The sequence below is a fragment of the Rhodococcus sp. LMD genome, assembly GCF_056108245.1.
The window spans coordinates 2,497,738-2,517,864 of sequence record NZ_CM148557.1 but is presented as its reverse complement, the minus strand read 5'-3'; the positions used below and the strand labels follow the sequence as shown (position 1 = coordinate 2,517,864).

The 20,127-nt window shown below is 71.5% G+C and carries 20 protein-coding genes; 5 read left to right on the top strand and 15 right to left on the bottom strand.

Translation table 11 applies throughout. From position 1 onward, the window contains the following. Nucleotides 1–10 precede the first annotated feature (10 nt). From mihF to ACWPQI_RS11660, 11 genes are all read right to left on the bottom strand, one after another. The gene (gene mihF, locus ACWPQI_RS11710; RefSeq protein WP_003935409.1) at nucleotides 11–331 is read right to left on the bottom strand and encodes an integration host factor, actinobacterial type; all 321 of its coding nucleotides are present in this window, start codon (nucleotides 329–331) and stop codon (nucleotides 11–13) included. A 410-nt stretch (nucleotides 332–741) separates the two neighbouring features. Then, entirely contained in the window at nucleotides 742–1,566 is an 825-nt protein-coding gene (gene pyrF, locus ACWPQI_RS11705) for an orotidine-5'-phosphate decarboxylase (protein ID WP_010595126.1), read from the bottom strand. After that, on the bottom strand, nucleotides 1,563–4,970 hold the full coding sequence (gene carB / locus ACWPQI_RS11700; protein WP_017682102.1) for a carbamoyl-phosphate synthase large subunit: 3,408 nt from the start codon (nucleotides 4,968–4,970) through the stop codon (nucleotides 1,563–1,565). Before carB ends, pyrF begins: the two co-directional genes overlap by 4 nt. Next, nucleotides 4,971–6,134 (bottom strand): glutamine-hydrolyzing carbamoyl-phosphate synthase small subunit, encoded by a 1,164-nt coding sequence (gene carA / locus ACWPQI_RS11695; protein ID WP_010595128.1) that lies wholly within the window; start codon nucleotides 6,132–6,134, stop codon nucleotides 4,971–4,973. Between the two features lie 96 nt (nucleotides 6,135–6,230). Next, the gene (locus ACWPQI_RS11690) at nucleotides 6,231–6,737 is read right to left on the bottom strand and encodes a PH-like domain-containing protein (protein WP_017682104.1); all 507 of its coding nucleotides are present in this window, start codon (nucleotides 6,735–6,737) and stop codon (nucleotides 6,231–6,233) included. Then, a complete protein-coding gene (locus ACWPQI_RS11685; RefSeq protein WP_010595130.1) occupies nucleotides 6,737–8,056 on the bottom strand; it encodes a dihydroorotase in 1,320 nt (439 codons plus the stop codon). Before ACWPQI_RS11685 ends, ACWPQI_RS11690 begins: the two co-directional genes overlap by 1 nt. 65 nt (nucleotides 8,057–8,121) lie before the next feature. Further along, on the bottom strand, nucleotides 8,122–9,066 hold the full coding sequence (locus tag ACWPQI_RS11680; protein ID WP_010595131.1) for an aspartate carbamoyltransferase catalytic subunit: 945 nt from the start codon (nucleotides 9,064–9,066) through the stop codon (nucleotides 8,122–8,124). Continuing rightward, the gene (gene pyrR, locus ACWPQI_RS11675) at nucleotides 9,063–9,662 is read right to left on the bottom strand and encodes a bifunctional pyr operon transcriptional regulator/uracil phosphoribosyltransferase PyrR (protein ID WP_010595132.1); all 600 of its coding nucleotides are present in this window, start codon (nucleotides 9,660–9,662) and stop codon (nucleotides 9,063–9,065) included. The genes ACWPQI_RS11680 and pyrR overlap by 4 nt, the downstream gene beginning before the upstream one ends. Nucleotides 9,663–9,853: 191 nt before the next feature. After that, a complete protein-coding gene (gene nusB, locus ACWPQI_RS11670) occupies nucleotides 9,854–10,363 on the bottom strand; it encodes a transcription antitermination factor NusB (protein ID WP_010595133.1) in 510 nt (169 codons plus the stop codon). Further along, a complete protein-coding gene (efp, locus tag ACWPQI_RS11665; protein ID WP_010595134.1) occupies nucleotides 10,364–10,927 on the bottom strand; it encodes an elongation factor P in 564 nt (187 codons plus the stop codon). 35 nt (nucleotides 10,928–10,962) lie between these two features. Beyond that, complete coding sequence (locus ACWPQI_RS11660; protein WP_010595135.1) at nucleotides 10,963–12,057, bottom strand: M24 family metallopeptidase; 1,095 nt, start codon at nucleotides 12,055–12,057, stop codon at nucleotides 10,963–10,965. A gap of 101 nt (nucleotides 12,058–12,158) precedes the next feature. On the opposite strand from ACWPQI_RS11660, the gene ACWPQI_RS11655 reads away from it, so the two are divergent. Then, nucleotides 12,159–12,731 (top strand): B-4DMT family transporter, encoded by a 573-nt coding sequence (locus ACWPQI_RS11655; protein WP_048773537.1) that lies wholly within the window; start codon nucleotides 12,159–12,161, stop codon nucleotides 12,729–12,731. A 72-nt stretch (nucleotides 12,732–12,803) separates the two neighbouring features. Beyond that, on the top strand, nucleotides 12,804–14,024 hold the full coding sequence (locus tag ACWPQI_RS11650) for a patatin-like phospholipase family protein (protein ID WP_010595137.1): 1,221 nt from the start codon (nucleotides 12,804–12,806) through the stop codon (nucleotides 14,022–14,024). Between the two features lie 21 nt (nucleotides 14,025–14,045). Here ACWPQI_RS11650 and ACWPQI_RS11645 read toward each other — a convergent pair whose 3' ends face one another. Next, nucleotides 14,046–14,930 carry an oxygenase MpaB family protein gene (locus ACWPQI_RS11645; RefSeq protein ID WP_225222418.1) on the bottom strand — a complete coding sequence of 295 codons (885 nt, stop codon included), beginning with the start codon at nucleotides 14,928–14,930 and terminating at the stop codon, nucleotides 14,046–14,048. Nucleotides 14,931–15,040: 110 nt separating this feature from the next. Between ACWPQI_RS11645 and ACWPQI_RS11640 the strand changes: the two genes are divergently transcribed. The 3 genes from ACWPQI_RS11640 to ACWPQI_RS11630 all read left to right on the top strand — a co-directional run bounded on the left by ACWPQI_RS11640 (nucleotide 15,041) and on the right by ACWPQI_RS11630 (nucleotide 16,653). Continuing rightward, nucleotides 15,041–15,661 (top strand): TetR/AcrR family transcriptional regulator, encoded by a 621-nt coding sequence (locus tag ACWPQI_RS11640; protein WP_010595139.1) that lies wholly within the window; start codon nucleotides 15,041–15,043, stop codon nucleotides 15,659–15,661. A 160-nt stretch (nucleotides 15,662–15,821) separates the two neighbouring features. Beyond that, nucleotides 15,822–15,965, top strand: coding sequence for a hypothetical protein (locus ACWPQI_RS11635; RefSeq protein ID WP_017682110.1), 144 nt, complete (start codon nucleotides 15,822–15,824; stop codon nucleotides 15,963–15,965). Between the two features lie 130 nt (nucleotides 15,966–16,095). Beyond that, the gene (locus ACWPQI_RS11630; protein ID WP_010595140.1) at nucleotides 16,096–16,653 is read left to right on the top strand and encodes a hypothetical protein; all 558 of its coding nucleotides are present in this window, start codon (nucleotides 16,096–16,098) and stop codon (nucleotides 16,651–16,653) included. A gap of 117 nt (nucleotides 16,654–16,770) precedes the next feature. On the opposite strand, the gene thrS is transcribed toward ACWPQI_RS11630, so the two are convergent. The 3 genes from thrS to ACWPQI_RS11615 form a co-directional block, all read right to left on the bottom strand. Beyond that, entirely contained in the window at nucleotides 16,771–17,997 is a 1,227-nt protein-coding gene (gene thrS / locus ACWPQI_RS11625; protein WP_029540087.1) for a threonine--tRNA ligase, read from the bottom strand. Between the two features lie 437 nt (nucleotides 17,998–18,434). Then, a complete protein-coding gene (aroB, locus tag ACWPQI_RS11620; RefSeq protein ID WP_010595142.1) occupies nucleotides 18,435–19,544 on the bottom strand; it encodes a 3-dehydroquinate synthase in 1,110 nt (369 codons plus the stop codon). Then, entirely contained in the window at nucleotides 19,541–20,125 is a 585-nt protein-coding gene (locus ACWPQI_RS11615; RefSeq protein ID WP_010595143.1) for a shikimate kinase, read from the bottom strand. Before ACWPQI_RS11615 ends, aroB begins: the two co-directional genes overlap by 4 nt. Nucleotides 20,126–20,127: the final 2 nt, after the last annotated feature.

Below are 20,127 nucleotides of genomic sequence, written 5' to 3'. Positions count from 1 at the left end.
CACCGGTCGCTCAGGCGTCGAAGTCGAACCTGGCGAGCAGCGCCTTGCGCTGACGGTCGCCCAGGCCGCGCAGGCGGCGCGTCGGGGCGATCTCGAGTTCGGTCATGATCTCCTGCGCCTTGACCTTGCCGACCTTCGGCAGGGCCTCGAGCAGGGCGGACACCTTCATCTTGCCGAGGATCTCGTCGTTCTCGGCATCGGCCAGGACCTGCTTGAGGTCGGTGCCGCCGCGCTTCAGGCGGTCCTTGAGCTCAGCCCGGGCGCGACGGGCAGCAGCCGCCTTCTCCAGAGCAGCGGCGCGCTGCTCGTCGGTCAGCTGGGGAAGGGCCACGGTTCCTCCGTCTCATCGTTGGCAATCAGTCTCATCCGCCGGTTAACCAGCGGCGATAGCGACCGTACTCACGCCGGACGACGATTGCGAACCCACCCCCCGGCGTTTCGGCTCGAAAACACGTGCGGTAGTGCGCCCGCAGCGTGGCCCGCGGGCAGGTCCGGCCCGGGGACGTAGGCACCGCCCCTCACCTCGGCGAACCCGGCATCGCCGCAGGTAGCGGCGTTGTGGATGGCAGTTCGGCCCGGCGCGGGTGCCGGTCTGCGGGCCGGCGCCGGCGCCGGCGCGTCCACGCCGGAAACGGCCCGGAAAAATTTCCGCGCACGAGCGTGTCGGGGGGCTCCCACCTGCACCGGAACGGACATCCGGCCCGGAGCCGGGAGCCGGATCCGGGCCGGATGTCCGGGCCGTCAGGCCCGCAGGAAGGCGAACGCGTCCACGGTGCGGGACACGGCGTCGCGCAGCGCCGCGGGCGTCGGGCCCGCCCGCAGCACCTCGCGGGAGACGTTGGGCACGACGGCGTCGAGGCGGTCGCCCGCCAGCCGGCGCACGTCCTCCGCGGTGCCGCCCTGGGCGCCCACCCCGGGCATCAGGATCGGGCCGTGCAGCGCGCTCAGGTCCGGTGCCCGGGTGAGGGTCGCGCCCACGACGACGCCGACGGAGCCGAGCGTGTCGGCGCCGGCGTTGCGGGCCGCGGCCTCGTCGACCATCACCTGCGCGACGCTGCGCCCGTCGGCGGTGCGCGCCTGCTGCACCTGGGCGCCCTCGGGGTTGGAGGTGGCGGCGAGGACGAACACCCCGCGCCCGTCGACGGCGAGGCGCAGCGCGGGCTCGAGCGCGCCGAACCCCAGGTACGGCGAGACGGTGACCGCGTCGGAGCCCAGCGGGGACGCATCGGTCAGCCACGTGCGGGCGTACGCGTCCATCGTCGAGCCGATGTCGCCGCGCTTGGCGTCCGCAAGGACGAGGGTGCCGGCGCCGCGCAGGGCCGTCACGGTGCGCTCGAGCACCGCGATGCCCGCGGCACCGAACGCCTCGAAGAACGCGACCTGCGGCTTGACGAGGGCCACCCGCCCGGCGAACGCGTCGACACACGTCCCGGCGAACCGCTCGAGGCCCGCGACGTCGACCGGCAGCCCCCACGCCGCGAGCAGTTCCGGGTGGGGGTCGATGCCCACACACAGCGGCCCGCGCTCGGCGAGGGCCGCGTGCAGACGCTGCCCGAACGTCGTCACGACGCCGTGTCCGCGAGTCCGTCGCGCAGCCCTCCGACGCCGCCGGACGCCCCGGCGTCCTCGCGGAGGCTGCCCTGGTCCTCCCGGAGCCCGGCGTGCATCTCCTGCAGGGAACGGACCCCGATGTCGCCACGGATGGCGGCCTCGATGCCCTGCACGGCCGCGGAGGCACCCTGCACGGTCGTGATGCACGGGATGTTCGCGGCGACGGCCGCGGTGCGGATCTCGTAGCCGTCGATGCGCGGCCCGGAGTTGCCCCACGGGGTGTTGATCACCATGTCGACCTCACCGGCGCGGATCTTCTCGACGATGGTGTGGGCCCCCTCGGGCCGTTCCTCCTCCGACACCTTGTACACGTGCTCGCACGGGATGCCGTTGCGGCGCAGCACCTCCGCGGTGCCGATGGTGGCGAGCACCCGGAAGCCGAGGTCGGCGAGCCGCTTGACGGGGAAGATCAGCGACCGCTTGTCCTTGTTGGCGACCGAGACGAACACAGAGCCGGAGGTGGGCAGCGAACCGTAGGCGGCGGTCTGGCTCTTGGCGAACGCGGTGCCGAAGTCGTCGTCGATGCCCATGACCTCGCCGGTGGACTTCATCTCCGGGCTGAGCAGCGAGTCGATGCCGGTGCCGTCGGCGCGGCGGAACCGGTTGAACGGCAGCACCGCCTCCTTCACCGCGACCGGGGCGTCGACCGGGGCGTGCCCGCCGTCGCCGTGGGCGGGCAGGATGCCCTCGGCGCGCAGGTCGGCGATGCTCTCGCCCATCATGACCCGCGCGCAGGCCTTGGCGAGCTGCACGGCGGTGGCCTTCGAGACGAACGGCACGGTGCGGGAGGCACGCGGGTTGGCCTCGAGCACGTAGAGGACGTCGTCCTTGAGGGCGTACTGCACGTTGAGCAGGCCCTTGACGCCGATACCGTGCGCGAGGGCCTCGGTGGAGCGGCGCACGTTCTCGAGGTCGGACCGCCCGAGGGTGATCGGCGGCAGCGCGCACGACGAGTCGCCGGAGTGGATGCCGGCCTCCTCGATGTGCTCCATGATGCCGCCGATGTAGACGTCGGTGCCGTCGCACAGGGCGTCGACGTCGATCTCGACCGCGTCGTCGAGGAAGCGGTCGACCAGCACGGGCCGGTCCTCGGAGATCTCGGTGGCGCGGGAGATGTAGCTCTCGAGCGCGTTCTCGTCGTAGACGATCTCCATGCCGCGCCCGCCGAGGACGTAGGACGGACGGACCAGCACCGGATAGCCGATGCCGGCGGCGATGTCGCGGGCGCCCTCGAAGGTGGTGGCGGTGCCGAACTTCGGGGCCGGCAGGCCCGCCTCGGTGAGCACCCGGCCGAACTCGCCGCGGTCCTCGGCCAGGTCGATGGCCTCGGGGCTGGTGCCCACGATCGGCACCCCGGCGGCCTTCAACCGTCGCGCGAGCCCGAGCGGGGTCTGGCCGCCGAGCTGGACGATGACCCCGGCGACGGTGCCGGACTGCGACTCGGCCCGGTACACCTCGAAGACGTCCTCGAAGGTGAGCGGCTCGAAGTAGAGACGGTCGGCGGTGTCGTAGTCGGTCGAGACCGTCTCGGGGTTGCAGTTGACCATGACGGTTTCGTAGCCGGCCTGCGACAGGGTCAGGGCGGCGTGCACGCACGAGTAGTCGAACTCGATGCCCTGACCGATGCGGTTGGGGCCCGAGCCGAGGATGAGCACCTTCGGCCGCTCGCGCTGCTCGGCGACCTCGGTCTCGGCGTCCGGGTCGAGTTCGTACGTCGAGTAGTGGTACGGGGTCTTGGCCTCGAACTCGGCGGCGCAGGTGTCGACGGTCTTGTACACCGGATGCACGCCGAGCTGCTCGCGCAGGGCCCGCACCGCGTCCTCGTCGCCGAGTTCGGGGCGCAGCGCCGCGATCTGCCGGTCGGAGAAGCCGTGGTGCTTGGAAAAGCGCAGTTCCCGCTCCCCGAACGTCTCGGCGGCGCGCACCGTCTCCCCCAGCTCGACGATCTGCTGGATCTGATCGAGGAACCACGGGTCGATCTTGGTGGCGTCGAACAGCTGCTCGACGGTGGCGCCGAGCTCGAAGGCCTTGGCGATGCCGTAGAAGCGGCCGTCGTGCGGGACCTCGAGCTCGCCGAGGAGGGTGCCGAGATCGGCCGCCTCGACCTCGGGGCCGGTCCAGAACCCGGAACGCTTGGTTTCGAGGGACCGCAGGACCTTGCCGAAGGCCTCGGTGAAGTTGCGGCCGATCGACATGGCCTCGCCGACCGACTTCATGGTGGTGGTGAGGGTGCCGTCGGCGCCGGGGAACTTCTCGAACGCGAAGCGCGGAGCCTTGACGACGACGTAGTCGAGCGTCGGCTCGAAGCAGGCCGGCGTCTCCTTGGTGATGTCGTTGACGATCTCGTCGAGGGTGTAGCCGATGGCGAGCTTGGCGGCCATCTTCGCGATCGGGTAGCCGGTGGCCTTCGAGGCCAGCGCGGACGACCGCGACACCCGCGGGTTCATCTCGATCACCACGAGACGACCGTCGCGCGGGTCCATCGCGAACTGGATGTTGCAGCCGCCGGTGTCGACGCCGACCTCGCGCAGGATCGCGATCGACAGGTCGCGCATCTTCTGGTATTCGCGGTCGGTCAGGGTCATGGCGGGGGCGACGGTGACCGAGTCGCCGGTGTGCACGCCCACCGGGTCGACGTTCTCGATGGAGCAGACGATCACGACGTTGTCGCGGCCGTCGCGCATGAGCTCGAGCTCGTACTCCTTCCAGCCGAGGATGGACTCCTCGATGAGCACGTTCGCGGTGGGCGACGCGGCGAGGCCGCCGCCGGCGATGCGCTCGAGGTCGGCCTCGTCGTAGGCCATGCCGGAGCCGAGGCCGCCCATGGTGAACGACGGGCGCACCACGACGGGGTAGCCGAGCTCGGCAACGGTGTCGCGCACCTCGTCCATCGTGTAGCAGACCCGCGAGCGCGCGGACTCGCCGCCGCACTTGGCGACGATGTCCTTGAACTTCTGCCGGTCCTCGCCGCGCTGGATGGCATCGAAGTCGGCGCCGATCAGCTCGACGTCGTACTTGGCGAGGATGCCCTGCTCGTGCAGGGCGACGGCGGTGTTGAGCGCGGTCTGCCCGCCGAGGGTGGCGAGCACCGCGTCGATCGGGGTGCCCTTGGCCTGCTCGGCGGCGATGACCTTCTCGACGAACTCGGCGGTGATGGGCTCGACGTAGGTGGAGTCGGCGAACTCCGGGTCGGTCATGATCGTGGCCGGGTTGGAGTTGACGAGGGAGACCCGCAGGCCTTCCTCGCGCAGCACGCGGCACGCCTGGGTGCCGGAGTAGTCGAACTCGCAGGCCTGGCCGATGACGATCGGGCCGGAGCCGATGACGAGGATGTGGGAGAGGTCGGTACGGCGTGGCATCTAGTTCTTCTCTCCCTCGAGCATGCTGGTGAACCGGTCGAACAGGTAGGAGGCGTCGTGCGGGCCGGCCGCCGCCTCGGGGTGGTACTGCACGGAGAAGGCGGACCCGTCGAGCAGGCGCACGCCCTCGACGGCGCCGTCGTTGGCGCAGGTGTGGCTGATCACGGCCCGGCCGAACGGGGTGTCGAACTCCTGGCCCGCCTCGCCCTCGAGCGCGAAGCCGTGGTTCTGGGCGGTGATCGCGATCCGCCCGGTCTCGTGTTCGATGACCGGGATGTTGATGCCGCGGTGCCCGAACTTCATCTTGTAGGTGCCCAGACCGAGGGCGCGGCCGAGGATCTGGTTGCCGAAGCAGATGCCGAACAGCGGCAGTCCCTGCCCGAGCACTTCCTTGGTCAGGTGCACCGCGCCGTCCGCGGTGGCCGGGTCCCCGGGACCGTTCGAGAGGAAGACACCGTCGGCCTTCAGGTCCAGGATGTCGTGCAGCGTCGCGGTGGAGGGCAGCACGTGCACGCGCATGCCGCGCTCGGCGAACATCCGCGGGGTGTTGGTCTTGATGCCGAGGTCGATCGCGGCGACGGTGAAGCGGGCCTCGCCGTCGGGCTCGACGACGTAGCCGCTGGTGGTGGTGACCTCGCCGGCGAGGTCGGCGCCGAGCATCGACGGCTGGCTCCGGACCCGGTCGAGCAGCTCGGCGTCGTCGGCGAGGGCGTCGCCGGAGAAGACACCCGCCCGCATCGAGCCGCGGGTGCGCAGATGCCGCACCAGGGCGCGGGTGTCGATCCCGGCGATGCCGACGATGTTCTGCCGCTCGAGTTCGTCCTGCAGGGAGCCGGCCGCGCGCCAGCTCGAGGTGCGGCGCGACGGGTCGCGCACGACGTACCCGGCGACCCAGATCTTCGCGCCGGCGGGGTCACCGGTGGGGCCGACGGACTCGTTGTCCTCGGCGTTCCACCCGGTGTTGCCGATCTGCGGGGCCGTGGACACCACGATCTGCCGGTGGTAGCTGGGGTCGGTGAGGGTCTCCTGGTAGCCGGTCATGCCGGTGCTGAACACCGCCTCGCCGAGGGTCTGGCCCACCGCACCGAAGACGGTGCCGCGGAACGTGCGACCGTCCTCGAGCACCAGTATCGCGGTGTCCGTGTCGAAGTTGTTGCCGCTCATGCGTTCTCTCCGTTCTGCTCGACCTCACCGGAGCTCGCCGCATCAGCCGAAATCTCGCGTGCCGTCGTCGCTGTACCAGCCGTCCAGGCTGTCGTCCTAGCTGTCACTGTCCCGGTGATTCTCGTTCGTCTCCTGCACCCACTGGGGGTAGATGGTCTTGTCGTCGCCGCGGAATCCGGTGTCGATCTCGGTGCCGGACGGCAGCTGCCAGCGGATCACCAGCACCCCGTCCTTGGTCATCACCTTTCCCGCGAGGCCACGTTCGGTGCGCACCGCTCGGATCGAGTCCTGCGGGATCCAGATCGGCGAGGCGCCGTCCCGTTCGAGCAGCACCCCGGCGCGGTAGCGGCTGATCTCGCCGGCCGCGCGGTGGCCCAGGTCGCCGACGGCGATCCGGTCCTGCCAGCTCGGCGCGAGGGTACTGCCCACGTACAGGCCGGTGCTCGGGGCCACCAGCTGCTCCCCCAGCTCGGCCGGCACCGGCGGGAGGGCACCGACGGCCTCGGCCTGGCGGCGGCCGCGGCCGCGCCAGCCCTTCCACATCAGCAGGACCAGCACCACCCACAGGGCGACGAAGCCGAGCGTGAGCCACAGGCGGTCCATCACCGCACCCCGCTTCCGGTGCCGGGCCGGACCGCTCCGTCGAGTGCGGTGATGCGGCCGCGCAGCACGGTCGCAACGACCTTGCCGGGCAGCGTCATCGCCTCGTACGGCGTGTTGTGCGCCACCGAGGCCAGCTCCGGTCCGCGCACCGTCCATTCGGCGTCGGGGTCGACGAGCACCACGTTGGCGGGCTCGCCCACCTCGAGCGGGCGCCCCTGGTCGTCGAGGCCGACGATCTCGGCGGGCCGTTCGCTCATCACCTTCGCGACGCCGCGCCAGTCCAGCAGCCCGGGACGGACCATCGTCTCGACGACGATCGACAGGGCCGTCTCGAGCCCCAGCATGCCGGGCCGGGCCTGCGAGAACTCGCAACACTTGTCCTGCTCGGCGTGCGGGGCGTGGTCGGTGGCGATGCAGTCGAGCACGCCCTCGGCCAGTCCGCGGCGCAGCGCCTCGACGTCGGAACGCTCGCGCAGCGGCGGGTTGACCCGGTTGATGCCGTCGTAGGTCTCGAGCCGCGAATCGTCGAGCATCAGATGATGCGGAGTCACCTCGGCGGTAATCGGGATCCCTTGTGCCTTGGCCCATTTCACCAGTTCGACGGTGCCGGCGGTGGAGGCGTGGCAGATGTGCACGCGGGCCCCGGCGTCCCGGGCGAGCAGGGCGTCGCGCGCGACGATCGACTCCTCGGCCGCGCGCGGCCAGCCGGCCAGCCCGAGACGCGCCGCGGTGGGCCCCTCGTGCGCGACGGCCCCGGCGGTCAGCCGCGGCTCCTCCGCGTGCTGGGCGATGAGCACCCCGAGCGAACTCGAGTACTCCAGCGCCCGCCGCATGATCAGCGGATCGTGGACGCAGTGCCCGTCGTCGGAGAACATCCGGACGCGGCCGACGCCGGCGGCCATGGTACCCATCTCGGCGAGCTGCGTGCCGGCGAGCCCGACGGTGACGGCACCCACGGGGTGCACATCGACGAGGCCGACCTCCTGCCCCCGTCGCCACACGTGGTCGGTGACGACGACGGAGTCCGCGACGGGGTCGGTGTTGGCCATCGCGAACACCGCGGTGTAGCCGCCGAGCGCCGCGGCCGCGGATCCGGTGTCGATGGTCTCGGTGTCCTCGCGGCCGGGCTCACGCAGATGCGTGTGCAGGTCGACGAAGCCGGGCAGCAGGATCCGTCCGGCGCCGTCGATCACCTCGGCGTCGGGGCTCGCCTCGAGGTCGGGGCCGAGGGCGAGGATCTGTTCGTCGCCGAGCAGCACGTCGGTCGGCGCACCCTCCCCGTAGACGAGCACGTTGCGGATGAGCACCTGCGGCGACACCGAATCTTCTCCTGTCCCACTGTTCTTCGTCTTCTGCGCGGACGTCCGGTCCGCATACGCGTCGGTCATGCGATTGCGCTCTCCGTGCCGACGAGCAGCCGGAACAGCACGGCCATGCGCACGTGCACGCCGTTGCTCACCTGCTGCAGCACCGCGGTCTGCGGGGCGTCGGCGACCGCGGAGGCGATCTCCATGCCGCGCAGCATCGGGCCGGGGTGCAGCACCACGGCGTGCTCGGCGAGCATCGCCAGTCGCTTCTCCGACAACCCGTAGCCGATCGAGTACTCGCGCGCCGACGGGAAGAACCCGCCGTTCATGCGTTCGGCCTGCACCCGCAGCATGAGCACCGCGTCGAGGCCGGGCAGTTCGGCGTCGAGGGAATGGGAGACGGTGACGGGCCAGGTCTCGACGCCCACCGGCAGCAACGTGCGCGGCGCGACGAGCACCACCTCGGCCCCGAGCGTGGACAGCAGCAGGGCGTTGGAGCGCGCGACCCGGCTGTGCAGGATGTCGCCCACGATCGCGATGCGCCGGCCGGCGATCGATCCGAGCCGCTGCCGGAGGGTGAGCGCGTCGAGCAGGGCCTGCGTGGGGTGCTCGTGGGTGCCGTCGCCGGCGTTGATCACCGCCGGTCCCCCGCCGTCGCCGTCGCCGGTCCATTCGGCGATCCGGTGCGCGGCGCCCGACGCGGGGTGCCGCACGATCAGGGCGTCGGCGCCGGCGGCGTGCAGGGTCAGCGCGGTGTCGCGCAGCGATTCGCCCTTGGCGACCGACGAACTCGACGCGCTGACGTTGATGACGTCGGCGCTCATCCACTTGCCGGCGACCTCGAACGAGACCCGGGTGCGGGTGGAGTTCTCGAAGAACACCGTCATCACGGTGCGGCCGCGCAGGGTCGGCAGCTTGCGCACCTCACGGCCGAGCAGCGCCTGCTCGAACCGTTCGGCCTCGTCGAGAAGCTCGGTCGCGGACTGCTCGGTCAGGTCCGCGATGGAGAGCAGGTGCTTCACGAAATCTTGCCTCCGGAGATCACCACGGCGTCGCGGTCGTCCTGCTCGGTGAGCAGGACCCGCACGTCCTCGGCGCGGGCGGTGGGGACATTCTTGCCGACGTAGTCGGCGCGCAGCGGCAGTTCGCGGTGCCCGCGGTCGACCAGGACGGCGAGCTGCACCGCGCGGGGCCGGCCCAGGTCGCGCAGGGCGTCGAGGGCGGCGCGCACCGAGCGACCCGAGAACAGGACGTCGTCGACGAGGACGACGAGGGCGTCCTCGACGCCGCCCTCGGGCACCGATGTGCGCTCGAGCGGCCGGTGCGGCTTGGTGCGCAGGTCGTCGCGGTAGAGGGTGATGTCCAGGGAGCCGACGGGCACGCGCACCCCGGAGAACTCGGCGATGCGTTCGGCGAGCCGGTGCGCGAGGGTGGTGCCGCGGGTGGGAATGCCGACGAGGACGACGCGGGGGGCTTCACCCGCGGGGGCGTCGAGCGCGGTCTTCTCGATGATCTGGTGCGCGATGCGGGCGACGGTGCGACCGACGTCGGCTGCGGAGAGCAATTCGCGGGCCGGACCGGGCGGGGATGCCGGTGACCCGTCTTCGGACATGGCCATACTGCGACCTCCTTCTCCGCCTCGCTGGACGGATCGTTAAAGGATGCCTGACGGTGCTCCAGCCTAGCAGCGGCCGGTGCCCGCCAGACACGGATGCGGGGTGAGGCCCGACACAGGCCGGGGTCCCCGAAGCGGCGAGCGGGCCCGGCCGGCGACCTCCGTCGCCGGCCGGGCCCGCTCCCGCTGCGTTGTCAGGGCCGCTCGGAGTCCCGCTGCCCGGCCGGGTCGGCGGCGCGCGACGAGGTGGCCGCCGCGGCGGCACGCACCTGGTCGGCGAGCGCCACGATCTGACCGAGGATGCCGTTGACGAAGGCCGGCGAATCGTCGGTGGACAGCTGCTTGGCCAGCTCGACCGCCTCGTCGACGGCCACCACCGGCGGCACGTCGGGGGCGTGGAACAGCTCCCACACCGAGATGCGCAGGATCGCCCGGTCCACGGCGGGCAGCCGCTCGAGCGTCCAGTCGTGCAGGTGCTCGGCGATCACCTGGTCGAGCTCGTCGAGTCGCTCCGCCACGCCGCGCACGACGGTCTGCGTGTACGGCGGGATCTGCGCGACCTGGTCGTCGGTGACGGCGAGCGCGATCCGGTCGGCGGCGAGACCGACCGGATCGATGTCGCGGGCCTCGGCCTCGAACAGCAGATCCACGGCGCGCTTACGCGCCTTGTGCCGGGCTCCGAGTTTCTTCTGCGTACCGGACACTCAGGAATTCACTCGCCCGAGGTAGCTGCCGTCACGGGAATCGACCTTGAGCTTGTCACCGGTGTTGATGAACAGGGGCACCTGGATCTCGGCGCCGGTCTCGAGGGTCGCGGGCTTGGTGCCGCCGGTCGAGCGGTCGCCCTGCAGGCCGGGATCGGTGTGGGTGACCTCGAGTTCGACGGTGACGGGCAGTTCGACGAACAGCGGGGTGCCCTCGTGGGTGGCCACCTGCACCTGCATGTTCTCGAGGAGGAATCGGGCGCCGCCGCCCAGGGTCTCCTCGCTGATCGAGATCTGGTCGTAGGTCTCGCCGTCCATGAAGACGTAGTCGGTGCCGTCGTGGTACAGGTACGTCATGTCGCGACGGTCGACGGTGGCCGTCTCGACCTTCACGCCGGCGTTCCAGGTCTTGTCGACGGTCTTGCCGGAGAGCACGTTCTTGATCTTCGTGCGGACGAACGCCGGCCCCTTGCCGGGCTTGACGTGCTGGAACTCGATGATCTGCCACAGCTGACCGTCGATCTTCAGCACGAGCCCGTTCTTGAAATCGCTGGTATCGGCCACTTGGTTTCGCGTCTCCTAGAGTCGAGGTACCGCCCTTATACGACGGTCAATGTCTTGTCGGTGAGTGTGAGCAGCTCCGGTCCCTGCTCACGCACCACGAGCGTGTCCTCGATCCGCACGCCTCCGCGCCCGGAGAAGTACACGCCCGGTTCGACGGTCACCGCCGCACCGCAGGCAAGTGTACCGGTCGCGGCCTGGCCGATTCCGGGTGCTTCGTGGATCTCCAGACCGACGCCGTGGCCGAGTCCGTGCAGGAACAGCTCACCGTGGCCGGCGGCGGCGATCACGTCGCGGGACGCGGCGTCCACGGCGGCCAGGTCGACGCCCGGCACGAGCGCCGCCCGCCCGGCCGCCTGGGCGCGCGCGACCAGGTCGTACACGTCACGCTGCCAGTCGGCGGCCCGGCCGAGGACGTAGGTGCGGGTCATGTCGGAGTGGTATCCGCCGACCTGTGCACCGAAATCGAGCTTGACGAAGTCGCCGGCGGCGAGCACGGCGTCGGTGGGCCGGTGGTGCGGCACGGCCGAGTTCGCCCCGGTCGCGACGATCGTCTCGAAGGAGATGCCGTCGGCGCCGTGGTCGAGCATGCGGGCCTCGAGATCGCGGCCGACCTGCCGTTCGGTGCGGCCCGGGCGCAGGCCGCCGGCGGCGACGAGATCGGCCAGTGCCCGGTCGGCCACGGCGCACGCCGCCGCGAGCAGCCCGACCTCGTGTTCGTCCTTGACCATGCGCAACTGCTCGACCAGCCCGGGCGCGGGGGTGAGGGTGAGCGGGCTGTCCAGCCCCGCCCAGCGCACGTGCGCGTCGACGGTGACGACATGGCTCTCGAAGCCCCACCGGGCCGGCGTCGCCGCGGAACGGACCAGGTGATCGGCGCTGGCGCGGGCGATCTCGGCCCGCAGATCGGGCACCTGCGCGGCGACCTGGGTGAGGTAGCGGCCGTCGGTGCACACGACGGTGCGGGACTCGTCGAGGTCGTCGTCGGTGGTGACGAGCAGCGCGGCGTTCGAGCCGGTGAATCCGGTGAGGTAGCGGATGTTGAGCAGGTCGGTCACCAGGAGCGCATCGAGGTCGCGGTCGGCGAGCAACCGGCGCAGCGCGGCGCGGCGGGCGGAGTGATCGGCGGACATGGGGTCAACGTACTCCCGCGCCGACAGCCGGGACGGCCGTCGACGGTCACGAATGTGGGGCGGGACACATCCGCGCCGATCCAGACGTTACTCTGAGGTACATGAAACCCTGGTTGCTTCGCGGGCTCGGCCTGACCCTCGTGCACGTGCTGGTACGGGTCCTGCTGGGGGTCGCCCTGGTGCAATGGCCGCTGCAAGGCTCGATGCTGCGGATGGTCGCGTTGGCCGTCGTCGTGCTCGCCGCGATCGTGTGGGCCGGGCTCGACGGGATCCGCGATCAGCGGGCGCACCCGCAGTCGGAGGACGGGGCGGACCTGACGATGCTGTGGCTGAAGGCCGCGGCGGTCACCGGTCTCGCCGCCGGCCTGCTGACGTGGCTGATCGACACGGTCGGTCCGATCCAGGTCGGGGTCAAGTCGCTGTTCTTCGAACTGACCTCGGGTGCGGCGTTCACCGTGCTGCTGGTGTTCGTTCCCGCGACGGCCGCGGTGATGCTCGGGCGGCTGCTGGTGCGTCGAGATCAGCGCAAGTCTGCGGCGACGGGGACGGCGACGGGGAAGCCGGACGACGGGCCGGCACCGGTCACGGCGTCCGCTGCCCCGGATCAGGGGTGGCGTGACGACGACGCGCCCACCGAGGTGTTCGAGCGGATCGACCCGGACCGCCGCCCCTGACACCTACCCGGGTCCGCACCGTTGGCGGAGAATCGGGTCCGCGGCCCGGAGCGGGCAGGTACCGTTCGGCCCATGGCCGGACGCGGGACGAGCGGCACCCACGGACGCCGGCGGACGGCGCTGGTCGTCGCGGGCGCGGGTGCGCGCGGCGCGTATCAAGCCGGCGCGATCACGACCCTGCTCCCCCGGATGACGCGGCACCACGGAGCGCCCCGGATCCTCGTCGGGACCAGCGCCGGCGCCATCAACGTGGTCGGGCTCGCCGCGTTCGCCGACGAGGGACTGCCGACGGCCGCCGAACGGCTCGTGGACCTGTGGACCGGGGTGGTCTCGTCCGACGTGTACTCGTCGGTGCACAGCGTGCTCGGCACCGGCGCGGCGTTCCTGGGTCAGGCGATCGGTTTTCCCCGCACGCGTCTCGTCAGCCTGCTCGACACGACCCCGATCCGGGGGACCCTGCAGCGCCTGGTGCCGTGGGACCGGCTGCACGAGAACATCCGGGCCGGGCTGGTGGACGCGGTCGCGGTCGCGACGACGTCCGTGGCCACCGGCGGGACGGTGGTGTTCGTGGAGAAGAACGCCTCGGTGCCCCTCCCCGAGTACGACATCCGCCGCAACATCAGCTACGTCGAGACGACCCTGACCGTCGACCACCTGCTGGCGTCCTCCGCGGTGCCGATCCTGTTCCGGCCCATCCACGTCACCGATCGGTGCGCCCCGCAGCGCTCCGGCTGGTACATCGACGGCGGTCTGCTGCTCAACACCCCGATCAAGCCCGCGCTCGTGCTCGGCGCGAACGACGTCGGCGTCGTGGCGACGCAGCCGCGGATGTGGCCCCCGCCGGTGTCCGCGCGCACCGGCAGGCGCCGACCGGCACCTCCCGACGTGGCCGGCGTCGCGGCCCTGGCGCTGCGGGCGATGCTCGGCTACCGGATGATCGAGGACCTGCACACGCTCGAGTTCCGCAATGCCCGCATCGCCCAGACCCGAGCCGTGTCCCCCACCGACCGTCCCATCGGGATCGACTTCGCCGGCCCGCCGCCCGGCCAGGCCGGGCGGATCGCCGAGATCGCGGAAGGGGTGGTCCGTCGCCGCCCCGCCGTGCGCCGGTTCCTGCGCAACCCCGCGCCGTCCGTCGTCGCACGATTGATCGGTGGCGACGACGAGGATCGCGGCGACCTGCTCAGCTTCCTGCTGTTCGATCCCGAATTCACGTGCGCGATCGCCGAACTGGGTCGCGAACACGGCGCCGAACCGAGCACCGCACAGCCTGCCGCCGAGCTCCGGGCCTGATCCCCGCGCCGATCCGGGCGGTCAGGGCCGTCGCGCCGGGGCCGGGCGCCGATATCCCACCGCATCCCGGTCACGGGGCCCGTACCGCGCCGTCCCGAAGGTCTCCACGAAACTGCGGTCGCGCCGTACCGGCCGCAGCCCGGTGGCGGCGAAGTAGGTGCGCACCGCGGATCGCGCGACGTAGGCCAGAGCGGGCCGCGGCTCGGGCAGGCTCTGCACGGCCCGTAGGCGGTCGTCGCAGAACGTCGACAGCACCTCCGGCGCGAGCGGTCGCAGCGGACCCGGAAACCAGCGGTCCGCGAAGTCGTCGACGAGTCGCCGGGTCACGGCGAGCCCGTCGTCGGTGCGCGCGTATTCCGCGGCCTCGAAGTCGGCGGTCCACCGCGCGAGCTCGTCGCGGGAGCCGGGGATGTCCGTGATGCGCTGGGCGGCCGCCACGCCGCGCCAGAAATGCCACTGCGCTTGAAGTTCCGTCCCGGAGAACGGCCGGGACCCGACGAGCGCGGCGATACGCTGCGGTTCGAGCACGAGCGTGGCGAGCGTGTAGAGCGAGTCCTCGTTGCGGATTGGGAAGTGCCCGTGGATCTCGTTGAGCCGCTCGATCCATGCGAGCCCCTCGGACGTGTCGTAGCCGAGTTCGAGGAACTTGCCGAAGAACACCATCGTGTCGTCGTTGCGCTTCGCCGTGCGGACGACGATGTCGCCGCGTCCGCGGCGGTGCAGGATCTTCGCGATGCCGGGCACGGCCACCTGCCGGATGAACGACACCGTGAACAACGCGTTGACGAGCATCGCGTTCCCGTGCAGGACCTCGAGCGAGAGTCGAGCGACGGCGCGATCGTCGCGGAGCGGATCGAGACGCTCGATTTCCCGTCGGACCTGCCGTCCGATCGTCACATTCCTCATTCGTCCTCCGTCGCTCTCCCGGCCCCCGTAGTGGACAACATATGTTGTCCACTACGGGCGGGTCAACGGCCGTTCCCGGTCCGACCGATCGGTCCGGCAGGATGGGATCCATGCGCACCCCCCCGAGCCGCAGCTGGCACGGCGTCAGCGCCGACGACCGGCGCGCGCAGCGCCGTACCCGGATCCTCGCGGCGGGTACCGAACTGCTCGGCACCGGCGGAGGCCGCGCGGTCACGGTCCGCGCCGTCTGCCGGGCCGCCGGGGTCAGCGAGCGGTACTTCTACGAGAGTTTTCCCTCGCGCGACGAACTGGTCGCCGCAGTCTTCGCAACGACGGCGGAGGGCCTCATGCGTCACATGCAGGCCGTCGTGGCCTCCGCCCCGGCGGAGGTCGCCGCGCGGGCCCGCGCCTTCGTCTCCGGAGCGATCGACTTCTTCGCCGCCGACCCCCGCCGCGGCCGGGTGCTGGTCCGCGAGGCGATGACCGAGCCGGCGTTGTCGCAGCAGGGCCTGCACGCAGCACCCGCCCTGCTCGGCGCCCTGCTCGTCGGCGTCGCTGCGCCGGAACCGGACGCCGAGTCCCGGCTGATCAGCGGCGCCGTCCTGGGCCTGGGCATCGGGGCGCTGATCGTCGCGTGGATCGACGGGCAGGTCGACGTCGAGCGAGAGGCGCTCGTCGAGCACTGCACCCTGCTCGTCCGACGCGCCGTCACCCCCTCGGAGTCCGGGTAGGTTCCCCGGAACCGGACTCGCCGGGCGGAACGGACCGATTCGGACGGAAGCAGTGTCACGGGACGTGCCGGTGGTGTAAATGTGAACTGTCGGGGTCGAGAACCGGGAACCGGCAGGGGCACGCCGGTCACCCGACCGCACGCACCGAGGGGGGATTGCGATGGCCGAATTCGAGCGATGGCCGACCGATCTGCTCGCCGAATTCGTAGCCGACCTCGAACTGGGACGCACCCTGACACTTCCGGCCGCCGTCGAAATCGCCGCGCGCGAGGAACTGGCCCACCGGAGCATCGACGCCGGATGAGTCCGATCCGCGGCACCGGCCGCGGCGGCCCCGCGCACCGGGACATCGGGCACAGGAGCCGCCGCTCCCCCGTCATGCGATCGCCGAAAACCAATCCCTCTGGCGCCCAGCACATTTAAGGTAGGGAAGCATGGGAGAGCGCGCCCCGATACGTCCCGACCGGAAGACGGTCCCGAACGGCTCGGACGAGGGCGGAGCCTTCGCGTCGCGGACCGGCGGCGAGCCGCAGCTGGGGCGACTGCTCGGGGCGATACTGCCGCTGACGCACCCCGGAGGGCTGTGGTCCACGACGCGGGGGCTCGTGAAAGGAACGTGCAGCGCCGCGGCGGCGGTGGGCGGACGGGTGCTCGGTCTCCGCCACCCGGGCGCCCGGCAGGCGGCCGACCCCGTCCTGCCGGCGAACTGGTGGCCCGACGACCTCGATCTCGAGGCGGCGGCCCGGAAGTGCCCGGGGGTGGATCTGTATGCGGTGACCGTCGACTTCGTCGAGCGCCACCACGGGTTCGCCCTGTCGATGCTGGGCGGGATCCCGTCCTGGACCGCCGCCTGGTACTCCCGGGTCGGCGTGGCCTATCTGCAGGCCCACCGGATCGCCCGCCCGGACCGGGACGAACGGGCCCGCCGCGGGGCACCTCCGTCGGCGCGGGCGACCCGTCCCGGCCTGCAGGTCGTGCACGGCGCCGAGTAGCCCGGCCGGGGCCGGCCGCGCCGGCGACCGACGCGCGGGTGACCGGTCCGCGCGCGCGTCGCCGTCCCGGCCCGGCCCGATCGATCATGGTCCGGCTCGACGACGGCGAGAGCACCCTCACGGCAGTGCGGACGGGCCCAGGACCCGGCCCCGGACGTCGGCCAGCACCCGGCGCACGAACTGCTCGTGCCCGATGCGCGCCCGCTGACCGCACTGCGGCACCAGGACGCTGACGGTGCCGTCCGCGAGTTCCTCGTCGCCGACGATCGCGAGGTAGGGATCGCGGTGCAGGCGCGCAGCGCGGATCCGGCTGCCCAGCGATCCACCGGAGAGCACCTCGGCGCGAATCCCCTCGTCCAGCAGCCTGTCCCGCAACGCGCCGGCCTCGTCGCGGTGTGGGTCACGGACCGGCAGGACCGCCACTTGGCGGGGCGAGAGCCACGGCGGCATGCGCCCTTCGAAGCGTTCGACGAGCATCGCGGTCAGCCGCTCCATCGATCCGAGCACACCCCGGTGGATCATCACGGGCCGGTGCCTGTGCCCGTCCTCGCCGGTGTATTCGAGGCCGAAACGCTCGGGTTGAGTGAAGTCGAACTGGACGGTGGACACGGTCTCCTCGCGCCCGTGCGCCCCGGCGACCTGGACGTCGATCTTCGGACCGTAGAACGCGGCCTCCCCCTCGGCTTCGAAGAAGTCCAGCCCACACCGTTCGAGCGCACCGCGCAGCTGACCCTGAGCATGCGCCCACTGCTCGCCGGAGCCGAGATAGCTGCCCCCGGCACCGCGGAGGGAGAGGCGGTAGCGCCGGGCGTCGAGCCCGAGAACCCGATAGCAGCGCTCGATCGCACTCAACGCGAGTTCCACCTCCGCACCGGCCTGTTCGGGCGCGCAGAACACATGCGCGTCGTCGAGACCGATCTGCCGGACCCGGCTCAGGCCGCCGAGCACGCCCGACAGTTCGCTGCGGAACATCGATCCCAGCTCCGACAGGCGGATCGGCAGGTCGCGGTAGCTGCGGGCCCGCGAGGCGAAGATCTGGGCGTGATGGGGACAGTTGGCGGGCCGCAGGACGAAACTCTCGCCGCCGACCCGCATCTCGGGGAACATGTCGTCGGCGAACTTGGACCAGTGGCCCGACCGGACGAACAGCTCCTTCTTGGCGAGCACCGGGGTGTAGACGCGGCGACAGCCGGACTCGGCCGCCACCTCGGCGGCGAAGGCCTCGAGCTCGGCACGGATCACCGCACCGTCCGGCAGCCACAGCGGAAGACCCGCACCCACAATCGGCGCGCTGGCGAACATGTCGAGTTCGCGACCGAGCACTCGGTGATCTGCACCGTTCATTTCCTGTTCCTCGACTCTCGTCTCGGCGAGAGGGAGCGACGTGCCCGAACACGACGAAAGCCCCGGGACGTCGACTCCCGGGGCTCGCTTGGTGGGTCAGCAGTGAGCGACGCGGCGCCGGAAGGCATCCGGCGTCGTCGTGACCTGCTGAGCGTTCATCACGACCGGAATCGTACGGCCGGTTTCGCCCGGAAATCAACGGCGAAGAGCGATTGCATCCCGGAGCTCCTGCACGCCCGGGTTTTTCATCGTCTTTTCGGTAGGCGGCCGTTCAGCTCGGGCGGGGACCAGGAATTCGGAGAATTCCTGCGTTCCGTCCAGGGCGAATTATCCGCGCGGTGGTGAACCGGGAAGATCCCCGACGAGGACGCGGGCCGTCGCACCCCGAGGGTGCGACGGCCCGTCGACGACGGTCGGCAGCTCAGCCGGTCAGCAGCTCACAGGAGCACGGTGCCTGCGTCCGCGGTGCCCTCCCGCGCGACCGCCGAGTACGCCGCGGCGAGCAGCGACGGATCCGGTCCCTCGAGGCGCCCGGGCTTGGCGAGGCCGTCGAGGACGACGAACCGCAGCATCCCCGCGCGGTTCTTCTTGTCGGTCTGCATGCCCTCGAGCAGCTGGGGGAAGGCGTCGGCATCGTAGGTGGTGGGCAGGCCGACGAGCTCGAGGATGCTGCGGTGCCGGTCGGCGGTGGCGTCGTCCAGGCGCCCCGCGAGGCGTCCCAGCTCGGCGGCGAAGACGAGACCGACGGCGACGGCGGCGCCGTGCCGCCACCGGTAGCGTTCGCGCCGTTCGATGGCGTGACCGAGGGTGTGCCCGTAGTTGAGGATCTCGCGCAGGCTCGACTCCTTGAGGTCCGCGGCGACGACCTTCGCCTTGACCTCGACCGAGCGCCGGATCAGTTCGGGCAGCACCGTTCCCGTCGGGTCGAGCGCGGCCTCCGGATCCGCCTCGATCAGCTCGAGGATCTTCGGGTCGGCGATGAAGCCGGTCTTGATCACCTCGGCGAGACCGGCGACGATCTCGTTGCGCGGCACCGTCTCGAGCGTCGCGAGGTCGACGAGCACCGCGGACGGTTCGTGGAAGGCACCGACGAGGTTCTTGCCGGCCTCGGTGTTGATGCCGGTCTTGCCGCCGACCGCGGCGTCGACCATGGCGAGCAGCGTGGTGGGGACGTGCACGATCCGCACGCCGCGCATCCACGTGGCGGCGACGAACCCGGCCAGGTCGGTGGCTGCTCCCCCGCCGAGGCTGACGATCGCGTCGGATCGGGTCAGCCCGATGCGGCCGAGCACCTCCCAGCAGAAGCCCGCCACGGCGAGGTCCTTGCCGTCCTCGGCGTCGGGGATCTCGACGCGGTGAGCGTCGATGCCCTTCTCTGCCAGCGCGGCGCGCACCGCCTCGGCGGTCTCCGCGAGCGGCGGCTGGTGCAGGATCGCCACGGTGCGGGTGCCGGTGAGTTCGTCGACGAGCTCACCGAGCAGGCCCCGGCCGATGATCACCGGGTAGGGCTGGGCCGTCTGGACGTCGACGCGTACCGGTTCGGTCACGATTGATTGCTCCGATTCTCTGTACTGGTCGTGCTGGGCGCGGACGGGTGGGCGCCGGTGGCCGCCAGATCCGACTGGGCCTCCAGCTTGGCGAGGACCTGCTGCACCACCCGGCCCGGACTGCGTCCGTCGGTGCGCACGCGGATGGTGGCCGCCTGCCGGTAGAGCGGGCGGCGCCGGCGCATCAGCTCCCGGTACTTCGCCGCGGGGTCCGCCCCGGCGAGCAGCGGTCGTGTGGTGTTGGTCCCGGTGCGGCGCAGGCCCTCGGCGACGCTGATCTCGAGGTAGATCACCGTTCGGTCCTGGAGCAGGGCGCGGGTGCGCTCGGACAGGATCGCGCCGCCGCCGAGCGAGACGATGCCGTCGTGCCGGGCGAGCGCGTCGGCCACCACCTCCTCCTCGATCCGCCGGAACGCCGGTTCGCCGTCGGTGCCGAAGATGTCCGGGATCGTGCGGCCGGTGGTGCGCTCGATCTCGGCGTCGGTGTCGAGCAACGGCAGATCGAGCGCCTGGGCGAGCCGCCGGCCGATGGTCGACTTGCCGGCCCCGGGCGGCCCGATCAGGACTGCGCGTGGCGTCATGG

What these genes read in the sequence shown, in the direction of transcription:
- ACWPQI_RS11660 (WP_010595135.1), bottom strand. Translation starts at nt 12,057, where the DNA reads ATGTCCGCCGATCACTCCGCCCGCCGCGCCGCGCTGCGCCGGTTGCTC.
- ACWPQI_RS11635 (WP_017682110.1), top strand. Translation starts at nt 15,822, where the DNA reads ATGGCCGAATTCGAGCGATGGCCGACCGATCTGCTCGCCGAATTCGTA.
- ACWPQI_RS11690 (WP_017682104.1), bottom strand. Translation starts at nt 6,737, where the DNA reads ATGGACCGCCTGTGGCTCACGCTCGGCTTCGTCGCCCTGTGGGTGGTG.
- pyrR (WP_010595132.1), bottom strand. Translation starts at nt 9,662, where the DNA reads ATGGCCATGTCCGAAGACGGGTCACCGGCATCCCCGCCCGGTCCGGCC.
- ACWPQI_RS11615 (WP_010595143.1), bottom strand. Translation starts at nt 20,125, where the DNA reads ATGACGCCACGCGCAGTCCTGATCGGGCCGCCCGGGGCCGGCAAGTCG.
- carB (WP_017682102.1), bottom strand. Translation starts at nt 4,970, where the DNA reads ATGCCACGCCGTACCGACCTCTCCCACATCCTCGTCATCGGCTCCGGC.
- ACWPQI_RS11640 (WP_010595139.1), top strand. Translation starts at nt 15,041, where the DNA reads ATGCGCACCCCCCCGAGCCGCAGCTGGCACGGCGTCAGCGCCGACGAC.
- carA (WP_010595128.1), bottom strand. Translation starts at nt 6,134, where the DNA reads ATGAGCGGCAACAACTTCGACACGGACACCGCGATACTGGTGCTCGAG.
- ACWPQI_RS11650 (WP_010595137.1), top strand. Translation starts at nt 12,804, where the DNA reads ATGGCCGGACGCGGGACGAGCGGCACCCACGGACGCCGGCGGACGGCG.
- thrS (WP_029540087.1), bottom strand. Translation starts at nt 17,997, where the DNA reads ATGAACGGTGCAGATCACCGAGTGCTCGGTCGCGAACTCGACATGTTC.
- ACWPQI_RS11645 (WP_225222418.1), bottom strand. Translation starts at nt 14,930, where the DNA reads ATGAGGAATGTGACGATCGGACGGCAGGTCCGACGGGAAATCGAGCGT.
- ACWPQI_RS11655 (WP_048773537.1), top strand. Translation starts at nt 12,159, where the DNA reads ATGAAACCCTGGTTGCTTCGCGGGCTCGGCCTGACCCTCGTGCACGTG.
- ACWPQI_RS11630 (WP_010595140.1), top strand. Translation starts at nt 16,096, where the DNA reads ATGGGAGAGCGCGCCCCGATACGTCCCGACCGGAAGACGGTCCCGAAC.